Origin of the sequence: Phycicoccus sp. Soil803, from assembly GCF_001429685.1 — a bacterium.
Classification (GTDB): domain Bacteria; phylum Actinomycetota; class Actinomycetes; order Actinomycetales; family Dermatophilaceae; genus Pedococcus.
The window spans coordinates 1,112,400-1,132,252 of record NZ_LMST01000001.1; the positions used below are offsets into that span (position 1 = coordinate 1,112,400).

Here is a 19,853-nt window from a genome sequence, read left to right on the forward strand (position 1 = left end):
GGTGTGTCGACGGCGCTAGCGAGATCAGATGGCCCGAGCAGAACGCCTACGTCGTTTGGCGATGTATGCGGGCGCCAGGGGCTGCTTGACTTCATGGAGAGCGATTCTGGAGCGAGGCGAGTTGCCATGCGCGGAGCCATTGCGACCGCGGCGTTGATCGGCGCCGTCACCTTGGGCTCAACTGGCCCCGCCGCGGCGTCCAGCAGCTCAGGGGCTGACGTGCAACGCCTTCAGGGCTGCGCGGTTGAGGAGGGTCTGGGCACGTTCTGCAGCGACGTGGTCCTTGTCGGCAACCTGGCGGCGACCCCGGGCGGCAACGTGGTGTTGACGCTGATCTCTCACGGCAGCGTGACCCTCACGGGAGAGTCCGAGTCGGATTCCTTCACCAGCCAGTTCCGGTCAGTGACCCATGAGTTCCGCAAGGACGGTCAGGACTTCTCGCAGGTGAGTCTCCGGCTCTTCAGCGAAGCACGCGTGAGTAGTGGGGAGACCTGCTTCGTGGAGCTGAGGCTGCACTCCGTGAACGGTGTCTGGCAGTTCGAGAGCTTCGAGAGCATCTGTCAGCCCGCCGCCTGAGATCGGACGTCTCGACGACCACCATCTGACGCCGCAGATCGTGTCCTGCGTCCTTTGGTGCGTCAGACATCCGACTGCTTGGCAATGGTGGCGGCGGCGCGACGGACCGCGTTGGAAGGCCCGACGGGTACCAGCGCCTCGAGGAAGGTGAAGCGACGACGCATGGACGCCGCGGCCGCGCTGCGGTCGTCGCTGTCGCGGAGGCGGTGCCACCAGTCGGCGATGTCTCCCCACCCGGGTGCCGCGAGCGAGCCCCCGAACTCCTGGACCGCGAGCGCGGAGCAGAGGCTGGCGAAGTTGAGGCGATGGGCCAGCGGCCAGCCGGCGAGCGTGCCGAGCGTAATCGCGGCGTCGAAGACGTCCCCGGCACCCGTCGGGTCGATCGCCTTGACGCGCAGAGCTGGCGCCGCGGCCTCCTCGCCCGTCGAGCCGTCGATCGCGAGCGCGCCGTCGTTGCCGTTGGTCACGACTGCCAGCGGTACCCGGTCGGCCAGGGCGAAGAGGGCGTCCTGCGCGGTGTCGGTGCGGGTGTAGGACATCGCTTCGACGGCGTTGGGCATGAAGGCGTGGCAGTGCTCGAGCTGGTCTACGACGTGGGTCGGCCATTTGCCGGTGTGATCCCACCCGACGTCGGCAAAGATCAGCGCGCCGTCCTTGCGCGCCTGGTCGGCCCACTCGCGACCGGCGTGGCCGGCACCGAGCGGCTGGTCGGCCTTGAGGTCGAGCAGCACAGCCCGAGCCCTGGGCGGGGTGCCGATCATGGCGCTGGCGTTCTCCGGGGCCGCATGGCCGTGGGTGACCATGCGACGGTCCCGACCGACCGCGATGGAGACGGTGACGGGCGAGTGCCACGAGGAGTAGCGACGCGAGCGGGACAGGTCGATGCCCTCCTGCTCCTCAAGGGTGCGCCAGCAGAACTCGCCGTAATCGTCGTCACCGAACGCCGCGCCCAGGGCGGTCTGCATCCCTAGCCGCGAGGCGGCAACGGCAAGGTTGGCGATGCCGCCCGGTGAGGACCCCATACCCTCGGCCCACACCTCCGTGCCGTTCTTGGGCATGCTCGCCAGTCCCGTGAAGATGATGTCGAGGAACACGGTGCCCTGCAGGAAGACGTCGACCTCCGGGTCCCCCGGCGCTCGCAGCCCGGCGAGGGGGTCGAAGACGTGGGCGCCCATGGTTGTCCTCCTCTCACCCCCGGGACCCGGCCAGGGAACCGGGGAAGCCCGGTCTTTGGCGAGTCCGGGCCATGGTGACGCGACCTGGCCCCACGGTGCAACCACCCTCATGACGAGCCTGGGGTACTGCTCGCGACGGAGGTGGGTAGCCTGCCCAGCAAAGAGTGGAGGTGGTGCGGCAGTGAAGCTGGCGATTCTCGGCGGCGGGGGCTTTCGCGTGCCGCTGGTCTTCGGCGCGCTGTTGCGCGACGCCTCGCTGCACCGCGTCGACCAGGTCGTCCTGTTCGACCTCGATGTCACACGTCTGGCCGCGATCGGACAGATCGTGCGGCAGATGGCCCAGGGAGTCGACGGCTCGCCGTCGGTGGCCGAGACCACTGACCTCGACGAAGCCCTGCGGGGGGCCGACTTCGTGTTCTCGGCGATCCGCGTTGGTGGCCTGCAGGGCCGGATTGTCGACGAGCGCGTCGCCCTCGACCTCGGCGTGCTGGGACAGGAGACCACCGGTCCGGGTGGACTGGCATATGCCCTGCGCACGGTGCCAGTCGCTCTGCACATCGCCCAGCGGGCCTCCGAATTGGCGCCCGACGCGTGGTTCATCAACTTCACCAATCCCGCCGGCATTGTCACCGAGGCGATGCAGGGCGTGCTCGGCGATCATGTCCTCGGCATCTGTGACTCCCCGATCGCATTGGCGCGCAGAGCCATTGACGCTCTGGGGCTCCCGCAGGAAAGCACCACGATTGACTACGTCGGCCTCAACCACCTCGGGTGGCTGCGCGCTCTGCACCACGACGGCACCGATCACCTGCCGCGCCTGCTGTCCTCGCCCGACCTGCTGGCGAACACCGAGGAGGGTCGGCTGTTCGGTGCGCAGTGGCTGCGCGCGCTTGGGGCGGTCCCCAACGAGTACCTCTATTACTACTACTTCACGCGGGAGGCGGTGGCCGCCATCACGACGGCCGACCAGACCCGGGGTGAGTTCCTCCACGACCAGCAGGGTGGCTTCTACGCCGCCGTGACTGCCAACCCAGGGACTGCCTTGCAGGTATGGCAGCGGGTGCGCGCCGAGCGGGACTCGACCTACATGAAGGAGGCGCGGGCGGAGGACGAGTCACGCGACGACGCCGACATGGCCGGCGGGGGGTACGAGGGCGTGGCCCTGGCTGTCATGGCGGCCATCGCGAGCGGCGAGGTAGCCGACCTGATCCTCAACGTCCGCAATGCTGGAGCGGTCCCGGGACTGCCCGAGGACGCCGTGGTCGAGATCCCGTGCACCGTGGACCGCGCCGGCCCCCACGCCCGCCACGTGCCAGCGGCTGAGGAACACATGCTTGGTCTGATGCAGCAGGTCAAGGCAGTCGAGCGGCTCGTCATCGAAGCCGTGACCACCCGGTCCGAAAGCGCGGCGCTCAAGGCCTTCGCCCTGCACCCTCTGGTCGACTCGGTCAGCACGGCCCGCGCCCTGCTCGATGGCTACCGTCGCAGGTCGCCCGAGATTGGTGCCCTGTTCGACGACTAGCCGAGGCAGCCCGGCCGGGGAGAGGCTCAGGGCTCAGTGGACATCAGAGTGAGTCCGCAATGGGCAAGGCGCCGGGCTGGACTGTCGCGATCGAGAGCCGGATCACCGCTGCGGACCCACCACGATTCCGACAAACCCGCGTATTCAAGGTGGTACACGGATAGATTGCGCTCAACCAAGGGGATGCAGGGACGAGATGACGGGCACCACGAACACTCCTGCCGGCTGGTACCCGCAGGCTGATGGCCAGCAGAGGTACTGGAATGGCGTGTCCTGGACTGAGCACGTAGCGCCGGGTGTGCTGACCCAACCAGTCAGCGGGTCATCATCGAAGCCCACGCAGGTGGCGGCGCCTCGAAGCCGCTTCGGCAAGGCCGCGGCATTCGGCTGGGGAGGTTTGGCCCTCACGGCTCTGATCGGCGCCCTCAGTTCGGGGTTTAGCGGCGCCGCAATTTTGGCGGGGCTATTCGCCCTCGTGCTTGGGCTGATCGCCTTGGCTCGCGGCCGCGTTGGTTGGGCCCGATTGCGCAACCGCGCGGCGGGTGGGGTCGTGATCGGTGTGGCCCTGGCGTTACTCACCATCGGTGCAGTGGCCGCGCCCCCGGCCGCCCCCTCATCCACTGGTTTGGCCCTGACGAGCCGCGGCGCCGCACCCACCCGAGAAGACGCGGCTGAAACGACAGCATCGGATTCCGCTGCCGCAGAGGCCGCGGCTGCAGCGGACAAAGCCGCAGCGGACGCTGCGGCGAAGGCTACAGCCGACGCAGCTGCTGCGGCAGCTGCCGACGCTGCAGCCAAGACGGCGAGGGATGCCGCAGCAAAGCAAGCGAAGGCGGCAGCCGCAGCCTCGGCAAAGGCCCAAGCTGCAGCCCAGGCGAAGGCTGCGGCTAAGGCAAAAGCTGCAGCGCAGGCGAAGGCCAGGGCAGCCGCATCCGCACCGCCTCCCCCGCCCGCCGCCACGTCCTACGACAACTGCACTGACATGCACGCCGACTACAAGGGCGGTGTGGCGCTGCCCGGTGCGGTCGATCACCGCAGCAGTGGCGGCCACGCCAACTACCCGCCTGTCTACAGTCGGTCGCTTTACGAGGCGAACTCAGGCAGCGACCGCGACGGCGACGGGATCGCCTGCGAAGCGTGAGTCGAAATTCCGTCCGGTGATCTTGTTCTGCCAGGGCAACGGACCGCCCATGAGCGTCGGGCCGGGTGCGAGACTCTGCGTACGTCCGAGACCACCAACGTGGCTGGGCATCACATCTAGCGCACGTTGGAGCGTGTGAAGCCGCCCTCGTGCACCGGCATCCGTGTGACTTCGACGCCGGGCTCGTCCCACTTCGCCAGCTCCGCGGCGAGGGCGTCGGAGATGCTCCCGTAGAACTGCTCCGTGAACTGGGTCTCGAGGAACTCGAACGATGTCGCGAAGTGCTTCGCGTTGACCTGCATGTGAAACTCCATCGAAGCGGAGTCGGGGTGTACCTGGACCACAGTGAACTTGCTCCCCTCCTCGTCCAGGAAGCAATGGAAAGCGATCATCCGCGGCTCATTCGTCTCGACGAAGTCGACCAGGTCCGCGATTCGCTTGCGGGCCACGTCCAGCTGGCCGGGCTTGATCGAGTAGGTCCCGATGTAGATGAACGGTCCGGTCATGGCTTTCTCCTCTGCCACTAGAGGGCGGCTGCGCCCCGCCCTGGCGTGAATCCTGAATGCCATACTGGTGCCGGTCGCTAACAGCCCGCTAACGGCGTTGGAGGACGTCATGGAGTTCCGCCTCCTGGGGGTCATGGAGGTCCGCGACGCAACCGGGCCGATCGAGCTTCCCTCCGGCCGTGGCCGGGCGCTGCTGGCGATCCTCGCATTGCACGCTGGTGAGCCGGTCGCCGCGGAGCGGTTGACCGACGAGCTCTGGAGCGGTGTGCCGCCGGCCACCGCCGCCACGGTCGTCCATGGTCTGGTGTCCAGGCTCCGCCGGGTGCTGCCGAAGGATGGCGGAGCAGGGCAGCAGGTCCTCGAGACAGTAGGTAGGGGCTACCGCTTGACGGTGGATCCCGATTCCGTCGACGCGATCCGGTTCGGGCGGCTGGTGACCGAGGCGCATGGTGCTGATCCGACGACGCGATCCAAGGTGCTGTCGAGTGCCCTCGCGCTGTGGCGCGGTCCGGCACTCGCCGACTTCACCTACGAACCCTTTGCGCAGCGCACGATCCGGGCGCTCGAGGAGGCGCGGATCCAGGCGAGTGAGGACCTCCGCGACGCCGAGCTAGAGCTGGGGCGCGCGGACGAGGTCATTCCAAGGGTGCGCGAGCTCATCGATGCGCACCCGTTCCGCGAACGGCTGCACGGCCTGCTGATGACCGCGCTGTACCGGTCCGGCCGCCAGGCCGAGGCCCTGGCCGCGTATGCCGCGGCGCGCGAACTGCTCCGGGACGAGCTCGGCATCGAACCCGGCCCATCCCTGCAGTCGCTCGAGGCCGCAATCCTCCGGCAGGACGCCTCACTCGCGACTCCGGCACGCGAAGCGAGTGCGCCGCCGCGCGGCGAGACGCCCAGGTGGCTTCCACGCGAGCGTCGCAGGGTGACTGTGGCGGTCGTCGACGTGGCTCCCTTCGCCGACGTGGACCGGGACCCGGAGACGCAGGCCCGCGCCGGAGCCGTGGCGGTGCAGGTCGCCACCGAAGTCCTCACGAGTCACGGCGCCCGCGTCGAGCGGTCGCTCGGTGACGAGCTGATCGCCTTCTTCGGCTTCCCGGTCAGCCACGAGGACGATGCCCTGCGCGCGGTGCGGGCGGTGCTCGACGTACGGCTGAAGGTGCACACGTACGACGCCGGTGACGGAGTTCGACCCAGGACGCAAGCCGGGATCGACACCGGCGACATCGTCATCGCCGGGCCAGCCGGCGCCCTGCCCGACGTTGTCACTGGGCCGGTGATCTCGACAGCTCGACGGCTCGCGCTGGCTGCCGCGGGCGGCGAAGTACTGATCGGGCCAGGCACGCTCCGAGTGGTGCGCGGGTCGGTCATCGTCAGGCCCGTGGAGAAAGCGAGTGGTTGGCTGGTCCTGGAGCTGGCTCCGAGCATCGCACCGATCGCCCGCACTTCGGACGTCCCGATGGTCGCGCGCGATGAGGAGATAAGCCTGCTGCGTGCGGCGTTCCGGCGGGCGGTGCGTTCCGGCGCTCCAGTGCGGGTCACCGTGGTCGGCGACGCGGGGATCGGCAAGTCCCGGCTGGCCCGCGAGGTCGTGGCGTCCCTCGCTGCGGACGCGCGGGCGATCACGATCCGCTGCGGGCCACCCGACGGTGCGCTGGGCTTCCATCCGGTGCGCCAGGCCGTGGTCGAGGCTGCGGGCGCCCTGGGGTGGCGCGGTCTGCACGCCCTGCTCGAGACCGCGGCCGATGGAGCGAGTGCCGTGGACGAGGTCGCGTCCGCAGTGGCACTGCGCGCCCCGTTCGCGACAGCCGACGAACTCGCGCCCCCGACGGTGCACCTCCTCGAGGCACTGGCCAGTCAGTCGCCGCTCGTTGTCGTACTCGACGACCTCCATTGGGCCGACGCCGCCTTTCTCGGCCTCGTCGAGAGGGTCGAAGCGATGAAGGGGAGCGTCCTGCTGCTCGGGCTGATGCGCCCCGACGACAAGACGCCGGCGACCGGACCCGACGTGCTCCAGCTCGAACCGCTGCAAGACTCCGACGTCGCGCGGCTCGTAGTCGGGCAGGGCGGCCCGGCTACCCCCGGCGCTCTGCGCCGGATCGTCGAGCTCGCCCAGGGAAACCCGCTCTACGCCGAACAGCTCCTCGCCGCGAGCGAAGATGGCGAGCTCGACACGATCCCGGCGTCACTGGTCGGTCTGCTGTCGATGCGCCTGGACCGGCTCGGCCCCGGCGAACGTGACGTCCTCCGCTGCGCCTCCGTAGGTGGCCTCGACGTCGACCTCGACGCGGTACGCGACCTACTCCCACCCGAGGCCGCCCCCTTCATCGTGACGCACCTCGACGCGCTCGTGAAGAAGCGTTTCCTCGCCGGCGGTTCCGGCGACGGGCTGAGGTTCGCCCACATCCTCCTGCAGATTGCGGCGTACCAAAGCCTCACAACGCCGGACCGGATGCGACTGCAGGCAGCCTTCGAGGGACGTGCCACTCGACACTCCGCGCCTCTGACAGGTCCCTCGAAGTAGCTTGACTCGGGCATCACTGGTTGCCTTCATATCGCCGCCAGTCGGGCGGTTGTCGACGTCCTCGCATGCCGATGAGCGCCCATCCCCACGCGCTTTCACGGCGACGGCTACGGTCGGAGTTCCTTGAGCAGGACCAGGTGCATGGCGTGCGACCAGAGCAGCGGCGTGGCGGTGGCTCCCCAGCGCTGCCGCCAGAACGCGAGCATGTGCGGCGAGTACACATCGGCAGCGACCTGCTCAGGCAGGAACCCTTCGCTCGTGGCCGTGCCCTGAATCCAGGTCAGCAGCTCACGTGCCTCGTCAACATTGCCCTCGGCCAAGGCCACCCGGCCCAGGGACGCGGCCAGCAGGATCCACTGGCTGCCTCCGTAGAAGGAGTTCGCCAAGGTAGCGGCGCACGCCACCACCGGGCGCGCGCAACTCCTCGCGGACTCTCTTCACAGTGACCCGGAAAACATCGCTGTCCACGGGCACGACGCCGAACGGAACGCCCAGCCAGAGCAGGGACCCGTCCACGCGCGTGTCGCCGCCGGCGGACCTGACGAAGCCGCCCGCCAGGGTGAACTCCGCGCCCAGCAGCCGCTGTCGGATGACTTCGGCATAGCCACTTGCAGCAGCGTCGCCGAGCAGCTCGCCCGCATCGCGCAGCCCAGCCGACACCGCGGCCAGCGATGACGTGTGCAACAGGCCGGGGTACTCCTCCCAGCAGTCGTAGCAGGGCGTCTCACCGGCGCCCATCAGGTACCGCACGACCAGCCGCATGGCGCCTTCGACTGTCGGATCCACGCGACTGCCGTTGCGGCGCACGTGGTCGGCAGCGGCCCAGAGCCAGAAGCCGTAGCAGTCGGTCTGGAAGTTGGGCCACTCCTGCCTGGGGTCGACTGGCTCCTCCTCACCAGCAAGGGTGGAGCGGGCCGGCATCATCACCCGCCCATCAACGGTGCCCGCTGCGACAGCGTTCAGCGCTTCATCCACCCGATGCTCGTGCCGCAAGAGGGTTTCTGCCACCCAGTGGTGCCAGCGCGCCGAAGCGTCGGGCCGACCACCGCGGTCCATGGCATATGCGCACCAGGAACCGTCCCGCAGCCATCCGTACCGATACACCTCGTGCACCGTGCTCGCCGGTATCGCCCCGTTTGGGGACTGAGAATCCACGAGAAGGTCAAGGCTGAATCGAGCATCCAACATCGCGGCCATGGCCCACATTGTCGCGGAGGTGCCAGCCAGCGCCCCTCATGCCGCGATCCATTCGGTGCGTCATTCCGCAGCGTTGGCTCGCGCTGTAGGGACGCTTCTCCGACCCCTGTGTTGCTGCGCTGGCCTTCTGGAGGGGGCGCTTTCCGCGGCGGCGCGCTGGTTATCGAGGCGGTAGGGGCGTCAGGCCGTAGCGCTCGACCAGGTCGGGCAGCCACGGCGCGTCCTGGAAGAGCAGGCCGTGCTTCTCGGCGAGACGAGCGAGCTCGTCGGGGTCGGGTGGCCCGTCCGTGAGCTCGTCTGCCAGTCCCCAGAAGAAGTGCTCGAAGCCTGCCGGACTGATGATCTCGATCATCCTTGCCGGCGTACTACCGGCGTTCCACATGGTGTGCAGCTCGCCACGCGGTTTGGTGATGTACCCACCCGCCTCGAGGACGACCTCACGATCACCGGACCGGAAACCGATCGCGCCCTCGGTGACAATGGAGTACTCGTCCTCCAGCGTGTGCAGGTGCGGCGGAACGAGGGCGCCCACCGGGAACGGGTGCTCGACGACGGAGACCTGGCCGTTCGTCTGCTCCCCGAACAGCTTGAACACCACCCCGATCGAGCCGAGGGACCCTTCCCGTCCCTCGCCGGGCTGGATCACGGTCAGCGGCGGGGCCTCGACACCTGGCATGGAACACCTCTTCTTCACGTGGACCGACGGATATGGAAATACACTGGTGTTCAGCCAATGTCCTCCCAGCCCGAAGTGGTGTCAATACTTTGACTGAACACGAGCGTTCATCCAAAAGTCGCGCGTACCGGATGCGACAGCGCGCTCGCAGCATCGAGGAGACACGCCTTCGAATCGTCGAGGCCACCTCGTTGCTCCACGAGAGCGTGGGACCGGCACACACGACGATCTCCGGGATCGCCGAGCGCGCGGGCGTCACACGGTTGACGGTGTATCGGCACTTTCCCGACGACGAGTCCCTCTTCGCGGCCTGCTCGACCCACTGGACTGCCCAGCAGCGTCTTCCCCAGCCGTCAGCATGGGCCAACGTCTCTGACCCCGAGGAGCGGTTGCGCGCCGGGCTGACCGACCTGTACCGCTTCTACCGGTCCGGCGAGCCCATGCTCCGTCAGATCTACGGCGACTGGGACTACTTGCCGGCAACGATCCAGGCCCAGCTGTCCCAGCGAGACCACGCCTTCCGCGACGTGCTCCTCGAACCGTTCGGCACCTCACGACGATCCAAACAGCTCGTCGGCGCCGTGGGGCACGCGGTGTCTTTCTGGACCTGGCGGTCCCTCTGTCTCGACAACGGACTGACGAACGCCTCTGCAGTCTCAGCGATGACCGCACTGGCCCTCGCCGTCGCCCCCTGAAACCACGCCTGCTTCGCCGGTCAACAACGCCAGCGCGTCGCTACTTCACCTTGCTGAGATGGACCATGGCGTCGTAGAGCTGGTCGTCCGTCATGGGCGGTTCGGGGAGCGGGTGTGCCCTTTCGGCCCGGTAGGCGTCGAGCATCAGGTAGAGCTGGCGCCGCCACGCCGCGGGCGCCTTGGCGCTGGTGGCGTCGATGATGCGGCCGTTGGACCAGATCAGGTTGATGATGTCCGCCCGGGTGATGTCAGGGCGAGCCTGTCCAGCCTCCTGGGCTCGGGCGAGAACGTCATCGATCTGTTGGCACATCACGTCGTGGATGTGCTCGGTCTCCGAGTTGCCGGGGAAGCGGCGGGAGAGGAAGTCGTTGAAGCCTCGGTCTCCCGCTTGCACCGCGAACAGGTTGTCCAGGTAGGCGACGAACCCGTCCCACGGATCCTCCATCTCCACGGCCCTGTTGGCCCCGTCGACGAACTCCTGGAGCCGAGGCCTGAGGGCAGCCATGAGCAGGTCTAGACGAGTGGGGAAGTGCCGGTACAGGGTGCCGATGGCGACGCCGGCCTCGCGGGCGATCTTCTCCAAGGAGGCATCCACGCCGTGGGCGGCGAACTCCGCCTGCGCGGCGGCGATGAGCTTGTCGCGGCTCTCCCGGGCATCCCGGCGCAGCGGTCTCTGCAGCTGCTCGACGTCGCCCTGGCTCACTCCACCAGTCTACGACGATGCTGAGGGCAGCCTCCGCTTCTGCCCTGCCCCGAAGTCGTTCCCGCGCCCCGATGTCGGGACCGAAGCACCTGCGGTCAAGTTGAGGCACCCCTCCGGAATAGAATGAGGGGTGCCTCCGGTTATGGACCATGCAAGCCGCGGTGCCTCACCTGACACCCGCCCACCAAAGCAGGAGGAACCATCATCATGACCACCATCAGCATCATCGGCTCGGGCAACATGGCCGCCGCCATCGGCACCCGGGCAGCTCAGCACGGCCACACGGTCGAGCTCTTGAGCCGAAACGCCGCCAAGGCCCAGGCGCTCGCCGCCCAGATCGGCCACGGGGCCACCGTCGGCACATTCGGCGCACCGCCGGCAGGTGACATCGTCATCCTGGCCGTCCTGTACAGCGGCGCGGTTGATGTGATCGCGAAGTACGGAGATGCACTGGCCGGCAAGATCCTCGTGGACATCTCGAACCCGTTCAACTCCGACGCCAGCGGTCTGGTGACCACCAGCTCGGCTGCTCAGGAGATCGCGGCTGCCGCTCCCGAGAGCGCCCACGTCGTGAAGGGTCTGAACACGATCTTCGGCCAGGTCCTTGCGAAGGGCACGCCGTTGGACGCGTTCATCGCGGGCGACAGCGTTGCGGCGAAGTCATCCGTCGCGGCGTTCCTGGAGAGCTTGGAGCTCCGGACCCTCGACGCAGGAGGGCTGCAGGCAGCCTCGATCCTCGAGTCGGCCGGCCTCCTGCTGGTCGGGCTGGCCAGTAATGGTGGCGGCTTCGACCTCGCCCTGGGCGCCGAGGTCCACTGAGGGTGCTGCGCATCGGCGTCAGCCCGACAGGCACGGGCTAGTGCTTCAGGTGGGCCGCCAAGCGCTCCACCGTGCCGTCGACGTCGGTCAGCTTGTCGAGGCCGAAGAGGCCAAGGCGGAACGTCGAGAAGTCGTCACGTTCGCCGCACATCAGCGGCACGCCCGCAGCGACCTGCATCCCGCCCCGCTTGAACTTCGCCCCCGTGCGGATCTCGGGGTCATCGGTGAACGACACCACCACGCTCGGCGCAGCGAAACCCTCGGCGGCGACAGAGGGGAAGCCACGCTCCGCCAGCAACGCGCGCACCCGAGCGCCGAGTGAGGTCTGGGCGTCGCGCAGCACGTCGAGGCCCAGCGCGCGGGTCTCGACCATGAGCGCAGCGTCGCGCGCGAGCGAGTCGGTGGGCAGCGTCGCGTGGTACGGCGTCTGGCCCTCGGTGTAGGCCTCGGTGATCGTCAGCCACTTCTGCAGGTCGACCGCGAAGCTGGTCGACGTCGTGGCCATGACGCGGTCGCGGCCCGTCTCCGAGAGCATGACGAAGCCGGCGCACGGCGACCCGCTCCAGCCCTTCTGGGGCGCGCTGAGCAGCACGTCGACATGGAGGTCGGCCATGTCGACCCAGAGGGCTCCCGAGGCGATGCAGTCGAGGACGAAGACACCACCGACGGCGTGCGTCGCGTCGGCGATCGCCCGCACGTAGTCATCCGGCAGCAGGATGCCGGCCGCGGTCTCGACATGGGCCGCGAAGACGACCTCGGGACGGTCGCGCTCGATGGCCTCGACCACCTCGGCGACCGGGGCCGGGGCCCACGGCGCCTGCGGCGCGCCCGTGACCGGACGGGCACGGCATACCGTCACGTCCTCGGCGACGGAACCGGCGTCGAGGATCTGCGACCAGCGGTAGGAGAACAAGCCGTTGCGCACGACGAGGCACCGGCGGCCGGTGGCCAGCTGTCGGGCGACGGCTTCCATGGCGTAGGTGCCACCACCTGGGACGACCGCGACAGTGTGTGCCGAGTACGTCGTGCGCAGGACGTCGATGATGTCCTGCATCGCCCCGACGAAGCGTTTCGACATGTGGTTGAGCGAGCGATCGGTGAAGACGACGGAGTACTCCAGCAGGCCATCGGGGTCGACGTCGGCGCGGGGAAGGGTCACGGCAGCAGGCTGCCACACCTGGCGGAATCCGACACCGGTCAGAGCCAGTCGACGTCGGCGGCGTCCTTGCCGTCGGCGAGGCGGGCGTAACCGGGGCCGCGGTCGAAGAACGGTGCCGCCTCGGGCCGCGCGTCGCGCAGCTGCTGGCGCAGCGTGTCGCTCGCTGCCGTGTCGATGACCGGCGCGTCCTTGGTCCCCGAGGCGACCACCCCGTATGCCGTGAGCGCACCTTCGAAGGACACCTTGCCCCAGCGCAGGTCGCGTTCGACGTCCTCGTAGGGGCGCTCGAGCGGGTCGCCCCACCCGCCGCCTCCGGTGGTGCGGATCCGGATCACCTGCCCCGCCTTCACTGGCTCGGCGTCGGCGAGAGCGTCGACCTCGCGCTCGTCCGGCCCGCCCACGTCGACGGTGACGCTGAACGAGCTCCCCGCCTTGCCGCCCTTGACGCCCCAGCACGCGAGGATCGAGCGGTCAGCGATCGACATGAAGTGCGCGTCCTTGAGCATCCTGATCTGCTTCTCGTAGCCCAGCCCGCCGCGGTACCGGCCCGCGCCGCCGGAGTCGACGGCGAGCCCGAGCCGCTCGACGATGAACGGGAACCGGCTCTCGGTGAACTCGGTCGGCAGGTTGCGCGAGTCGGGCACCACGTGGATGGTGTCCTCGCCGTCGGCGTAGTAGCGGCCGCCCGAACCGCCACCGAGCACCTCCCGCATGAGGTAGTCGTTGCCGTCGCGGTCCTTGCCGTAGACGCCGGTGTAGCGGATGGTCTCCTGGTCGGCGGGCATCTTGCCGTCGACCGCCTTGGCCACCACGCCGGCCAGCACCCCGAGCAGGCGCAGGATGACGAAGGTCCGGGCGTTCGTCGGGGCGGGGAAGATCGGGGTGAGCAGGGTGCCCTTGTCGGGGAATCGCATCTCGATCAGGGGCACGACGCCCTCGTTCACGTCGAGCTCGGCCATCCGCTCCGGGCTGTCGGCGAGATTACGCAGGATCGGGGCCAGCCACTTCTTGAGGAAGTTGCCGCCGACGTAGTCGCCGCAGTGGTTGATCGGGCCCTTGGCCTGCGGCGCCGTGCCGGTGAAGTCGATGATGAGGCGGGGGCCGCCGTCACCGGGTCCGGGGCCGCCGGTCGGCTCCTTGGTCAGGGTGATCCGCTGGGTGTGCAGCTTGGGGTCGTCGACGCCGTCGTGCTCGGCGTAGTCCTCCCAGACATAGGTGCCGTCGGGGATCTTCGACAGGATCTCGCGCCGGTAGGTCTCGGTGGTCTGGTCGAGGATGGTGTCGAACGTCGCCTCGATGGTGTCGCGGCCGTAGCGCTCGAACAGCTCGGACAACCGGCGCGCGCCCATCAGGCAGGCCGAGCACTCGGCGTCGAGGTCGGCGGCCAGCGAGTCGGGCATCCGGCTGTTGCGGGTCATGATCCGCAGGGCTGCCTTGTTGGGAACTCCCTTGTCCCACAACTTGATCGGCGGGACCGCGAGCCCTTCCTCGAAGACGCTGGAGGCGTTGCTCGGCATCGACCCGGGGACCGCTCCACCGATGTCGTCGTGGTGGCCGAACGCCTGGACGAAGGCCACCACCTCGCCGCCGCTGAACACCGGCACCGTCACGCAGAGGTCTGGCAGGTGCCCGATCCCGCCCTCGGACTCGTAGACGTCGTTGTGGAAGAAGACGTCGCCTTCGGACATCTCGTCGAGCGGGAAGTCGCGGGCGATGGGGTGGACGAGCGCGCTGTAGGACCGGCCGGTCAGCTTGCGCAGCTGCCGGTCGTGGATGCCCGCGCGGAAGTCGTGGGCGTCGCGGATCATCGGCGAGCGACTCGTGCGGGCGATCGCCGTCTCGACCTCCATCTCGACGCTGGCCAGGGTGCCCTGGACGATCTCCACGAGGATCGGGTCGACCTGCGTGCCCAGCGGGGTCAGCCGGTTGCCGTGCTCGTATGCCGTGGGCAGGCCAGCGGTGTTCATCGCGCACCTTCCGTCGTGGTCGTCGTGGTGGTGGCTCTGGTGATGACCAGGTTGCCGATCGAGTCGACCCGGACGGTGAAGCCGGGGTGCACCGGCACCGTCGAGCCGAACTCCTCGACGATGGCCGGCCCGTCGAACGTGTCGCCGGCGCGCAGGTCGGGACGCCACAGCACCGGCGTGTCCCGGTAGCCCTGGTCCGCGTCGAAGCAGACCTCGCGTCGAGTGCGGTTGTTCGGAAGATCGGCGGTGCCCTGACCCGGCGGATCTTCCGAAGACCGGCCGCCCCGGGTGGGGAGCTCGCGCAGCTCCGGTCGGGTGATCGGGCCGATCCCGGTGACGCGCAGGTTCACCCACTCGACCTGTTGGCTCGGGTCGGCCGAGAAGTCATAGCCGTAGAGGGTGCGGTGCGCCTCGTGGAACGACTCGGCGACGTGCGCGGCATACGCCTCGTCGACGAGGCCGTCGGGGGCGGTGACGCGCACCTCGAAGGCCTGGCCGAAGTAGCGCAGGTCGACGGTGCGCGTGTAGCGGTGGGCGTCGCGTGGGAAGCCTTCTCCGTCAAGGGCTTTCGCGGCCCGGTCGGTGAGGTGGTCGAAGGTCTTCTGGACGGCTGCGTGGTCGAGTGCCGTGTGCTTGGACACCATGGTCTGGACGTAGTCGTTCTTCACGTCGACGGTGAGCAGCCCGAAGGCGCTGACGTTGCCGGGGTTCTGCGGGACGACGACCCCGGCCAGGTCGAGGATGTCGACGAGCCGGCAGGCGAGCAACGAGCCGGACCCGCCGAAGGTGGTGAGCATGAAGTCACGGACGTCGAGGCCGCGCTTCACCGAGACCTGGCGCAGCGCGTTGGCCTGGTTCCAGGCCGAGATCTCGAGGATGCCGGTCGCACAGCGGACCGGGTCGATGCCGAGCCTGGCCGCCAGCTCGTCGATGCCGGTGCGGGCGGCCTCGACGTCGAGTGGGATCTCGCCGCCGAGCAGGTGGGGCGGGATCCGCCCGAGCACGACGTGGGCGTCGGTGATGGTCGGCTCGGTGCCGCCCTTGCCGTAGCAGAGCGGACCCGGGTCGGCGCCGGCCGAGTGGGGTCCGACCTTGAGCGTGCCTTCGGGGGAGACCCAGGCGACCGAGCCGCCGCCCGCGCCGACCGTGACGACGTCGATCATCGGGATCTTGCTGGGGTAGGCGCCGACGGTGCCCTCGGTGGTCAGGGTCGGCTCGCCGTCGAGCACCACCGACACGTCGGTCGAGGTGCCGCCACCGTCACAGGTGAGGACCTTGGGGAAGCCGGCCCGCTTGGCGATCAGCCCGGCCCCCAGCGCGCCGGCCGCCGGGCCCGACAGCACCGTGGTGATCGGCTGGTGGACGACCTCGTCGGCGGACAGCACGCCGCCGTTCGACTTCATGATCGAGAACGCGGCGTCCGGGGCGATCTCGGCGAGGCGCTGCTGGATGTTGGTGACGTAGCGGCTGACGTTGGGCTTCACGGCGGCGTCGACCAGGGTGGTCATCGAGCGCTCGTACTCGCGGTACTCGCGCAGCACCTCGCTGCTGATCGACACGATCGCCTCGGGGTGCTCGCGCCGCAGCACCTCGCGCATGGCCAGCTCGTGGGAGTCGTCGGCGTAGGAGTGCAGGAAGCAGACGCCGAGCGTGGTGATGCCGTGGTCGCGGAACCAGTGCGCCGCGGCGACGGCCGACGCCTCGTCGAAGGGCCGGATCTCGTTGCCCTGGAAGTCCATCCGGCCGCCGACGGTCCGGACCGCGTCGGCGGGCACGATGCGCGGGGGCTTGACCCAGAAGTAGGAGTTGCCGTAGCCGTCGGGGACGGCCTGCCGGGCGATCTCGAGCATGAACTCGTAGCCCTCGGTGGTGACGAACCCGAGCCGCTCGACCTTGCCCTCGAGGAGCTTGTTGGTGGCGACGGTGGTGCCGTGGGCCACGGCGGTGACGTCCTGCCCGGTGGCCCCCATCAGGTCGAGGACCTTGGTCACGCCGTTGATGAAGCCGTCCGCCGGGTTGCTGGGTGTCGACGGTGTCTTGGTCGTGACGAGCTCGCCGGTGTCCTCCTCGAAGGCGACGACGTCGGTGAACGTGCCTCCGGTGTCGATCCCGATCCTGATCCGTCGCTGCGCCATGCGTGAGATTCAACCGGTCGCGCGGCTGCCTCGCCTTGGCACAAGTTGCCAACAGCCCTCGTCAGGCCTGTGTCGTCAGTTGGCCCGGTGTCAGTTGGCCCGCACCAGCCGGTAGGCGCGCAGGGCCGGGAGGAGTCCGGTCAGGAGGCCGACCAGTACCGTCAGGGCGCCGGTGCGCAGGTAGACCGCCAGCGGTGGCTGGAACCGGGTCAGCTCGACCGCGTCGATGTGGTTGAGCAGGTCGGGGTCGAGGCGGGCCAGCGCCAGGCTCGCCGCCATCGAGACGATGCCGACCACCACCGCGACGACCAGTCCCTCGAGCAGGGCGGCCGCGAAGAGGGTCGAGCGGGTGGCTCCCAGTGTGCGCAGGGTCACCAGCTCGGGCGTGCGTACCTCCACCATCGCCGTCGCCACGACGGCGACCGCGATGGCGCCGAGACCGAGGGCCACCCACGCGAACAAGGCTCCCTGCTCGCGTTGCTGGCGCAGGACGGGCTTCAGCTCGTCGTGCGAGTCGACCCGGTAGCCCGCGGCCAGGCTCAGTCCGGCGGTGCGCGCGATGGTCGCGGCCATGCCCGCCACGTCGGCGCACTCCGGAGCCGTGCAGCGCCAGTAGATCGAGGCGCTCTCGGGTGCCGCGCCGATCAGGTGCAGGAGGCTGCGGCTGGCCAGCACGTCGTTGACCAGTGCCTTGTTCCGCTCGACCGTCCCGCGGTGGGCCGGGATGTCAGGCAGGGCGCGCGGGCTCTGCGCCCAGGCGTCGGACGCGTCGGCGCCGGCATCACCTGACTCGGCCGTGCTCGGCGCCGTGGCGGCAACGCTGACGGTGACCAGTCGCGTGGGGGTCACCCCCAGCCGGTCTGCCATCGGGCCGCTGACCACCAGGCGGGGCAGCGCCGTCGGTCCGTCCACCTCGGCGAAGCTCGCCGAGGCCGCCGTGGTGGCGCTGATCTCGGCCCACGGTCCGTGGAAGGAGATGAGCGACGTGGCCGTCGCGGGGCCGGCGACCGGTGCCTGCGAGGAGGTCAGCCCGGCGCTGACGTCGGCCTGCAGCACCACCACCGCCCCCGGGTGCGCCGCGGTCTCGCGGTCGAGGGTCGCGTCCATCGTCTCCAGCTGGGCCAACGACGGCGGCGCCTCGAGGTCGGCCCGGAAGGTCTGCTCGTAGCCGAAGACCGCGGCACCGTAGGTGGTCACCGCCTCCTCGCTGGCCGCCGCCGCGAGCGAGGTGAACAGCTGGGTGCCGATGGCGCCGAACAGGATCACGCCCTTGACGAGGTTGCGACGCCAGTTGCCCCTGACCTCCTGGCCGGCCAGCGTGACGGCACGCCTCATGCGGTGGGCCCCACGACGGTGTGGTCGAGCAGCGGCACCAGCTGCCCGTCGTGCAGGCGCAGCTGTCGGTCGCACGCCTGGGCGACCACCGGGTCGTGGGTGACGACCACCAGGGCCGCGGAGCTGACGGCCACCGCATCGCGCAGGATGTCCAGGACCGCCGCGGCCGTCGTGTCATCGAGGGCGCCGGTGGGCTCGTCGGCCAGGATCAGCGAGGGACGCTTGACCAGGGCCCTCGCCAGGGCCACCCGCTGCTGCTCCCCACCAGACAGGGTGCGCGGGCCGGCCCGGAGTCGGTGGGACAGGCCTACCAGCTCGAGCGCCCGCTGTGCCTCGCGGCGGCGCGTCCTGGCCGGCATCCCGGCAATCGCCGCGGCGGTCTCGACGTTGCCCGTCGCCGTGAGGTGGGGGAGCAGGCGGAACTCCTGGAAGACGAAGCCGATGTGCTTGGCCCGCAACGCCGAGCAGGCCCGGTCGGACAGCCCCGAGACATCGGAGCCGAGGAGTCGGTAGCTGCCCGCGTCGAACGGCTGGAACAGGCCGAGCGCCCGCAGCAGCGTGCTCTTGCCCACCCCCGACCGGCCCGTCACGGCGACGGTCGTCCACGGCGCCACCTGCAAGGACGCGTCGGACAGGAGCTCGGTCACGCCGCCACCGCGGGTCCGGAACGACTTGGCCAGGCCGACGGCGTCGATGACGAGCCCGCCGTGCCAGTCGGGTCCTGACGTCATGGCCCGACCAGGAAGTCGGAGGCCAGTGGGAAGCGGAGCACTCGAGTGCCGGCCGGCAGGCCGGTCACCTCGACCCGTGCCCCGTCGTGCTGGCCGAGCTCGACGGGGGTCACCTCGGTGCGCCCGCCCTCGACCACGACCACCTGCCCCGCGCCCGTCGTACCCTGGACCGCCGTCATCGGCAGGGTCGGGACGTCGGTGCGTCGGCTCACCACGAAGGCCGTGGAGGTGCGCAGCCCTTCCACCACGCTGACGTCGTCGGGCACGGCGAGGACCAGCACCACCGACCCGTCCGCGGCGTTGTAGACCCGGCGTTCGAACCGCACGGTGAACCCGGCCGGCCCGCCCACGATCCTGGTCTTGGCGGTCCGCGGTGGTCGCATCAGGTCGTAGAGCGCGGCCGGATCGGTGACGGTGGCCCGGATGACGTAGCCGGGCGGCCGGATCCTGACGAGCGTGCCGCCCTCGGCGACCTCCGCCCCCGTCAGGGCCGTGATCGCGCCCGCCACCGGCGCCCGCACGACGTGCCACTCGACGCGACACGCGGGGGTGGTGGCCGCGGAGTCGCTGCCCGTGGCCGCCGGGTCGCTGCCCGTGGCCGGCGGGTCGGTGCCCGTGGCCGGCGGGTCGGTGCCCGTGGCCGCCGTGGCGGTGCCCGACGTGGTCGCGCAGGTGCGGATGGCGCCGACTCGGGCCCCCTTGGTCACCACGCTTCCTTTGCGCAGGCCGCGGGCCGGCGTGAACGTGCCGGTCCAGCGCGACCGGACCGTGCGTTCCGGACGCCGCTCGACCACGCCGGCGACCTCGCGGGCCCGGTAGAGGTCAGCCTGCTCGACCCCGACAGTCTCGGCTGGGCTCGTCGACGCGCGCACCACAGCCGTCTCCTCCGCGGGCGAGATGGTCGGCGCCGAACACCCGACGGACGCAGTGACCACCAAGCACAGGGTGAGGCGGGCGACCACCCGCCGCAGTCGGAACCGTGGGATCGGTCT

The 19,853-nt window shown here is 69.7% G+C and carries 18 protein-coding genes; 6 read left to right on the plus strand and 12 right to left on the minus strand.

Annotated features, from left to right (window positions below; translation table 11 throughout):
* The first annotated feature begins 126 nt into the window (after nt 1-126).
* Complete coding sequence (locus tag ASG95_RS05200) at nt 127-576, plus strand: hypothetical protein (protein WP_057376784.1); 450 nt, start codon at nt 127-129, stop codon at nt 574-576.
* A 62-nt stretch (nt 577-638) separates the two neighbouring features.
* Here ASG95_RS05200 and ASG95_RS05205 read toward each other — a convergent pair whose 3' ends face one another.
* A complete protein-coding gene (locus ASG95_RS05205; RefSeq protein WP_057376785.1) occupies nt 639-1,751 on the minus strand; it encodes a carbohydrate kinase family protein in 1,113 nt (370 codons plus the stop codon).
* Between the two features lie 181 nt (nt 1,752-1,932).
* Between ASG95_RS05205 and ASG95_RS05210 the strand changes: the two genes are divergently transcribed.
* Nucleotides 1,933-3,273, plus strand: coding sequence for a 6-phospho-beta-glucosidase (locus tag ASG95_RS05210; RefSeq protein WP_057376786.1), 1,341 nt, complete (start codon nt 1,933-1,935; stop codon nt 3,271-3,273).
* A gap of 196 nt (nt 3,274-3,469) precedes the next feature.
* Nucleotides 3,470-4,414 carry a DUF2510 domain-containing protein gene (locus ASG95_RS20705; RefSeq protein WP_082593064.1) on the plus strand — a complete coding sequence of 315 codons (945 nt, stop codon included), beginning with the start codon at nt 3,470-3,472 and terminating at the stop codon, nt 4,412-4,414.
* Between the two features lie 116 nt (nt 4,415-4,530).
* Here the strand turns inward: ASG95_RS20705 and ASG95_RS05215 are convergent, their stop codons facing one another.
* Complete coding sequence (locus ASG95_RS05215) at nt 4,531-4,920, minus strand: putative quinol monooxygenase (RefSeq protein WP_057376787.1); 390 nt, start codon at nt 4,918-4,920, stop codon at nt 4,531-4,533.
* A gap of 109 nt (nt 4,921-5,029) precedes the next feature.
* Here ASG95_RS05215 and ASG95_RS05220 point away from each other — a divergent pair, with 109 nt between their 5' ends.
* Nucleotides 5,030-7,444: a BTAD domain-containing putative transcriptional regulator gene (locus ASG95_RS05220; protein WP_057376788.1), complete on the plus strand. Its 2,415-nt coding sequence runs from the start codon at nt 5,030-5,032 to the stop codon at nt 7,442-7,444.
* A gap of 107 nt (nt 7,445-7,551) precedes the next feature.
* Here ASG95_RS05220 and ASG95_RS05225 read toward each other — a convergent pair whose 3' ends face one another.
* The 3 genes from ASG95_RS05225 to ASG95_RS05235 all read right to left on the minus strand — a co-directional run bounded on the left by ASG95_RS05225 (nt 7,552) and on the right by ASG95_RS05235 (nt 9,317).
* On the minus strand, nt 7,552-7,770 hold the full coding sequence (locus ASG95_RS05225) for a hypothetical protein (RefSeq protein ID WP_057376789.1): 219 nt from the start codon (nt 7,768-7,770) through the stop codon (nt 7,552-7,554).
* Nucleotides 7,745-8,641 (minus strand): glycoside hydrolase family 15 protein, encoded by an 897-nt coding sequence (locus ASG95_RS05230; RefSeq protein WP_162259368.1) that lies wholly within the window; start codon nt 8,639-8,641, stop codon nt 7,745-7,747. The genes ASG95_RS05225 and ASG95_RS05230 overlap by 26 nt, the downstream gene beginning before the upstream one ends.
* Before the next feature lie 160 nt (nt 8,642-8,801).
* A complete protein-coding gene (locus ASG95_RS05235) occupies nt 8,802-9,317 on the minus strand; it encodes a cupin domain-containing protein (protein ID WP_057376791.1) in 516 nt (171 codons plus the stop codon).
* Nucleotides 9,318-9,448: 131 nt separating this feature from the next.
* On the opposite strand from ASG95_RS05235, the gene ASG95_RS05240 reads away from it, so the two are divergent.
* Nucleotides 9,449-10,012, plus strand: a complete 564-nt coding sequence (locus tag ASG95_RS05240; protein WP_057376792.1) for a TetR/AcrR family transcriptional regulator — start codon at nt 9,449-9,451, stop codon at nt 10,010-10,012.
* Nucleotides 10,013-10,052: 40 nt separating this feature from the next.
* Here ASG95_RS05240 and ASG95_RS05245 read toward each other — a convergent pair whose 3' ends face one another.
* Nucleotides 10,053-10,715, minus strand: coding sequence for a TetR/AcrR family transcriptional regulator (locus tag ASG95_RS05245; protein ID WP_057376793.1), 663 nt, complete (start codon nt 10,713-10,715; stop codon nt 10,053-10,055).
* Nucleotides 10,716-10,922: 207 nt separating this feature from the next.
* Here ASG95_RS05245 and ASG95_RS05250 point away from each other — a divergent pair, with 207 nt between their 5' ends.
* Nucleotides 10,923-11,534, plus strand: a complete 612-nt coding sequence (locus tag ASG95_RS05250) for an NADPH-dependent F420 reductase (protein ID WP_057376794.1) — start codon at nt 10,923-10,925, stop codon at nt 11,532-11,534.
* A 37-nt stretch (nt 11,535-11,571) separates the two neighbouring features.
* On the opposite strand, the gene ASG95_RS05255 is transcribed toward ASG95_RS05250, so the two are convergent.
* The 6 genes from ASG95_RS05255 to ASG95_RS05280 all read right to left on the minus strand — a co-directional run bounded on the left by ASG95_RS05255 (nt 11,572) and on the right by ASG95_RS05280 (nt 19,796).
* Complete coding sequence (locus ASG95_RS05255; protein ID WP_057376795.1) at nt 11,572-12,693, minus strand: aminotransferase class V-fold PLP-dependent enzyme; 1,122 nt, start codon at nt 12,691-12,693, stop codon at nt 11,572-11,574.
* A 38-nt stretch (nt 12,694-12,731) separates the two neighbouring features.
* On the minus strand, nt 12,732-14,660 hold the full coding sequence (locus ASG95_RS05260) for a hydantoinase B/oxoprolinase family protein (protein WP_057376796.1): 1,929 nt from the start codon (nt 14,658-14,660) through the stop codon (nt 12,732-12,734).
* Nucleotides 14,657-16,795 (minus strand): hydantoinase/oxoprolinase family protein, encoded by a 2,139-nt coding sequence (locus ASG95_RS05265; RefSeq protein ID WP_057376797.1) that lies wholly within the window; start codon nt 16,793-16,795, stop codon nt 14,657-14,659. Before ASG95_RS05265 ends, ASG95_RS05260 begins: the two co-directional genes overlap by 4 nt.
* Nucleotides 16,796-16,885: 90 nt before the next feature.
* Nucleotides 16,886-18,130 (minus strand): FtsX-like permease family protein, encoded by a 1,245-nt coding sequence (locus ASG95_RS05270; RefSeq protein WP_057376798.1) that lies wholly within the window; start codon nt 18,128-18,130, stop codon nt 16,886-16,888.
* Nucleotides 18,127-18,861 (minus strand): ABC transporter ATP-binding protein, encoded by a 735-nt coding sequence (locus ASG95_RS05275; RefSeq protein WP_082592347.1) that lies wholly within the window; start codon nt 18,859-18,861, stop codon nt 18,127-18,129. Before ASG95_RS05275 ends, ASG95_RS05270 begins: the two co-directional genes overlap by 4 nt.
* Nucleotides 18,858-19,796, minus strand: coding sequence for an efflux RND transporter periplasmic adaptor subunit (locus ASG95_RS05280; RefSeq protein ID WP_157581743.1), 939 nt, complete (start codon nt 19,794-19,796; stop codon nt 18,858-18,860). Before ASG95_RS05280 ends, ASG95_RS05275 begins: the two co-directional genes overlap by 4 nt.
* Nucleotides 19,797-19,853 lie beyond the last annotated feature (57 nt).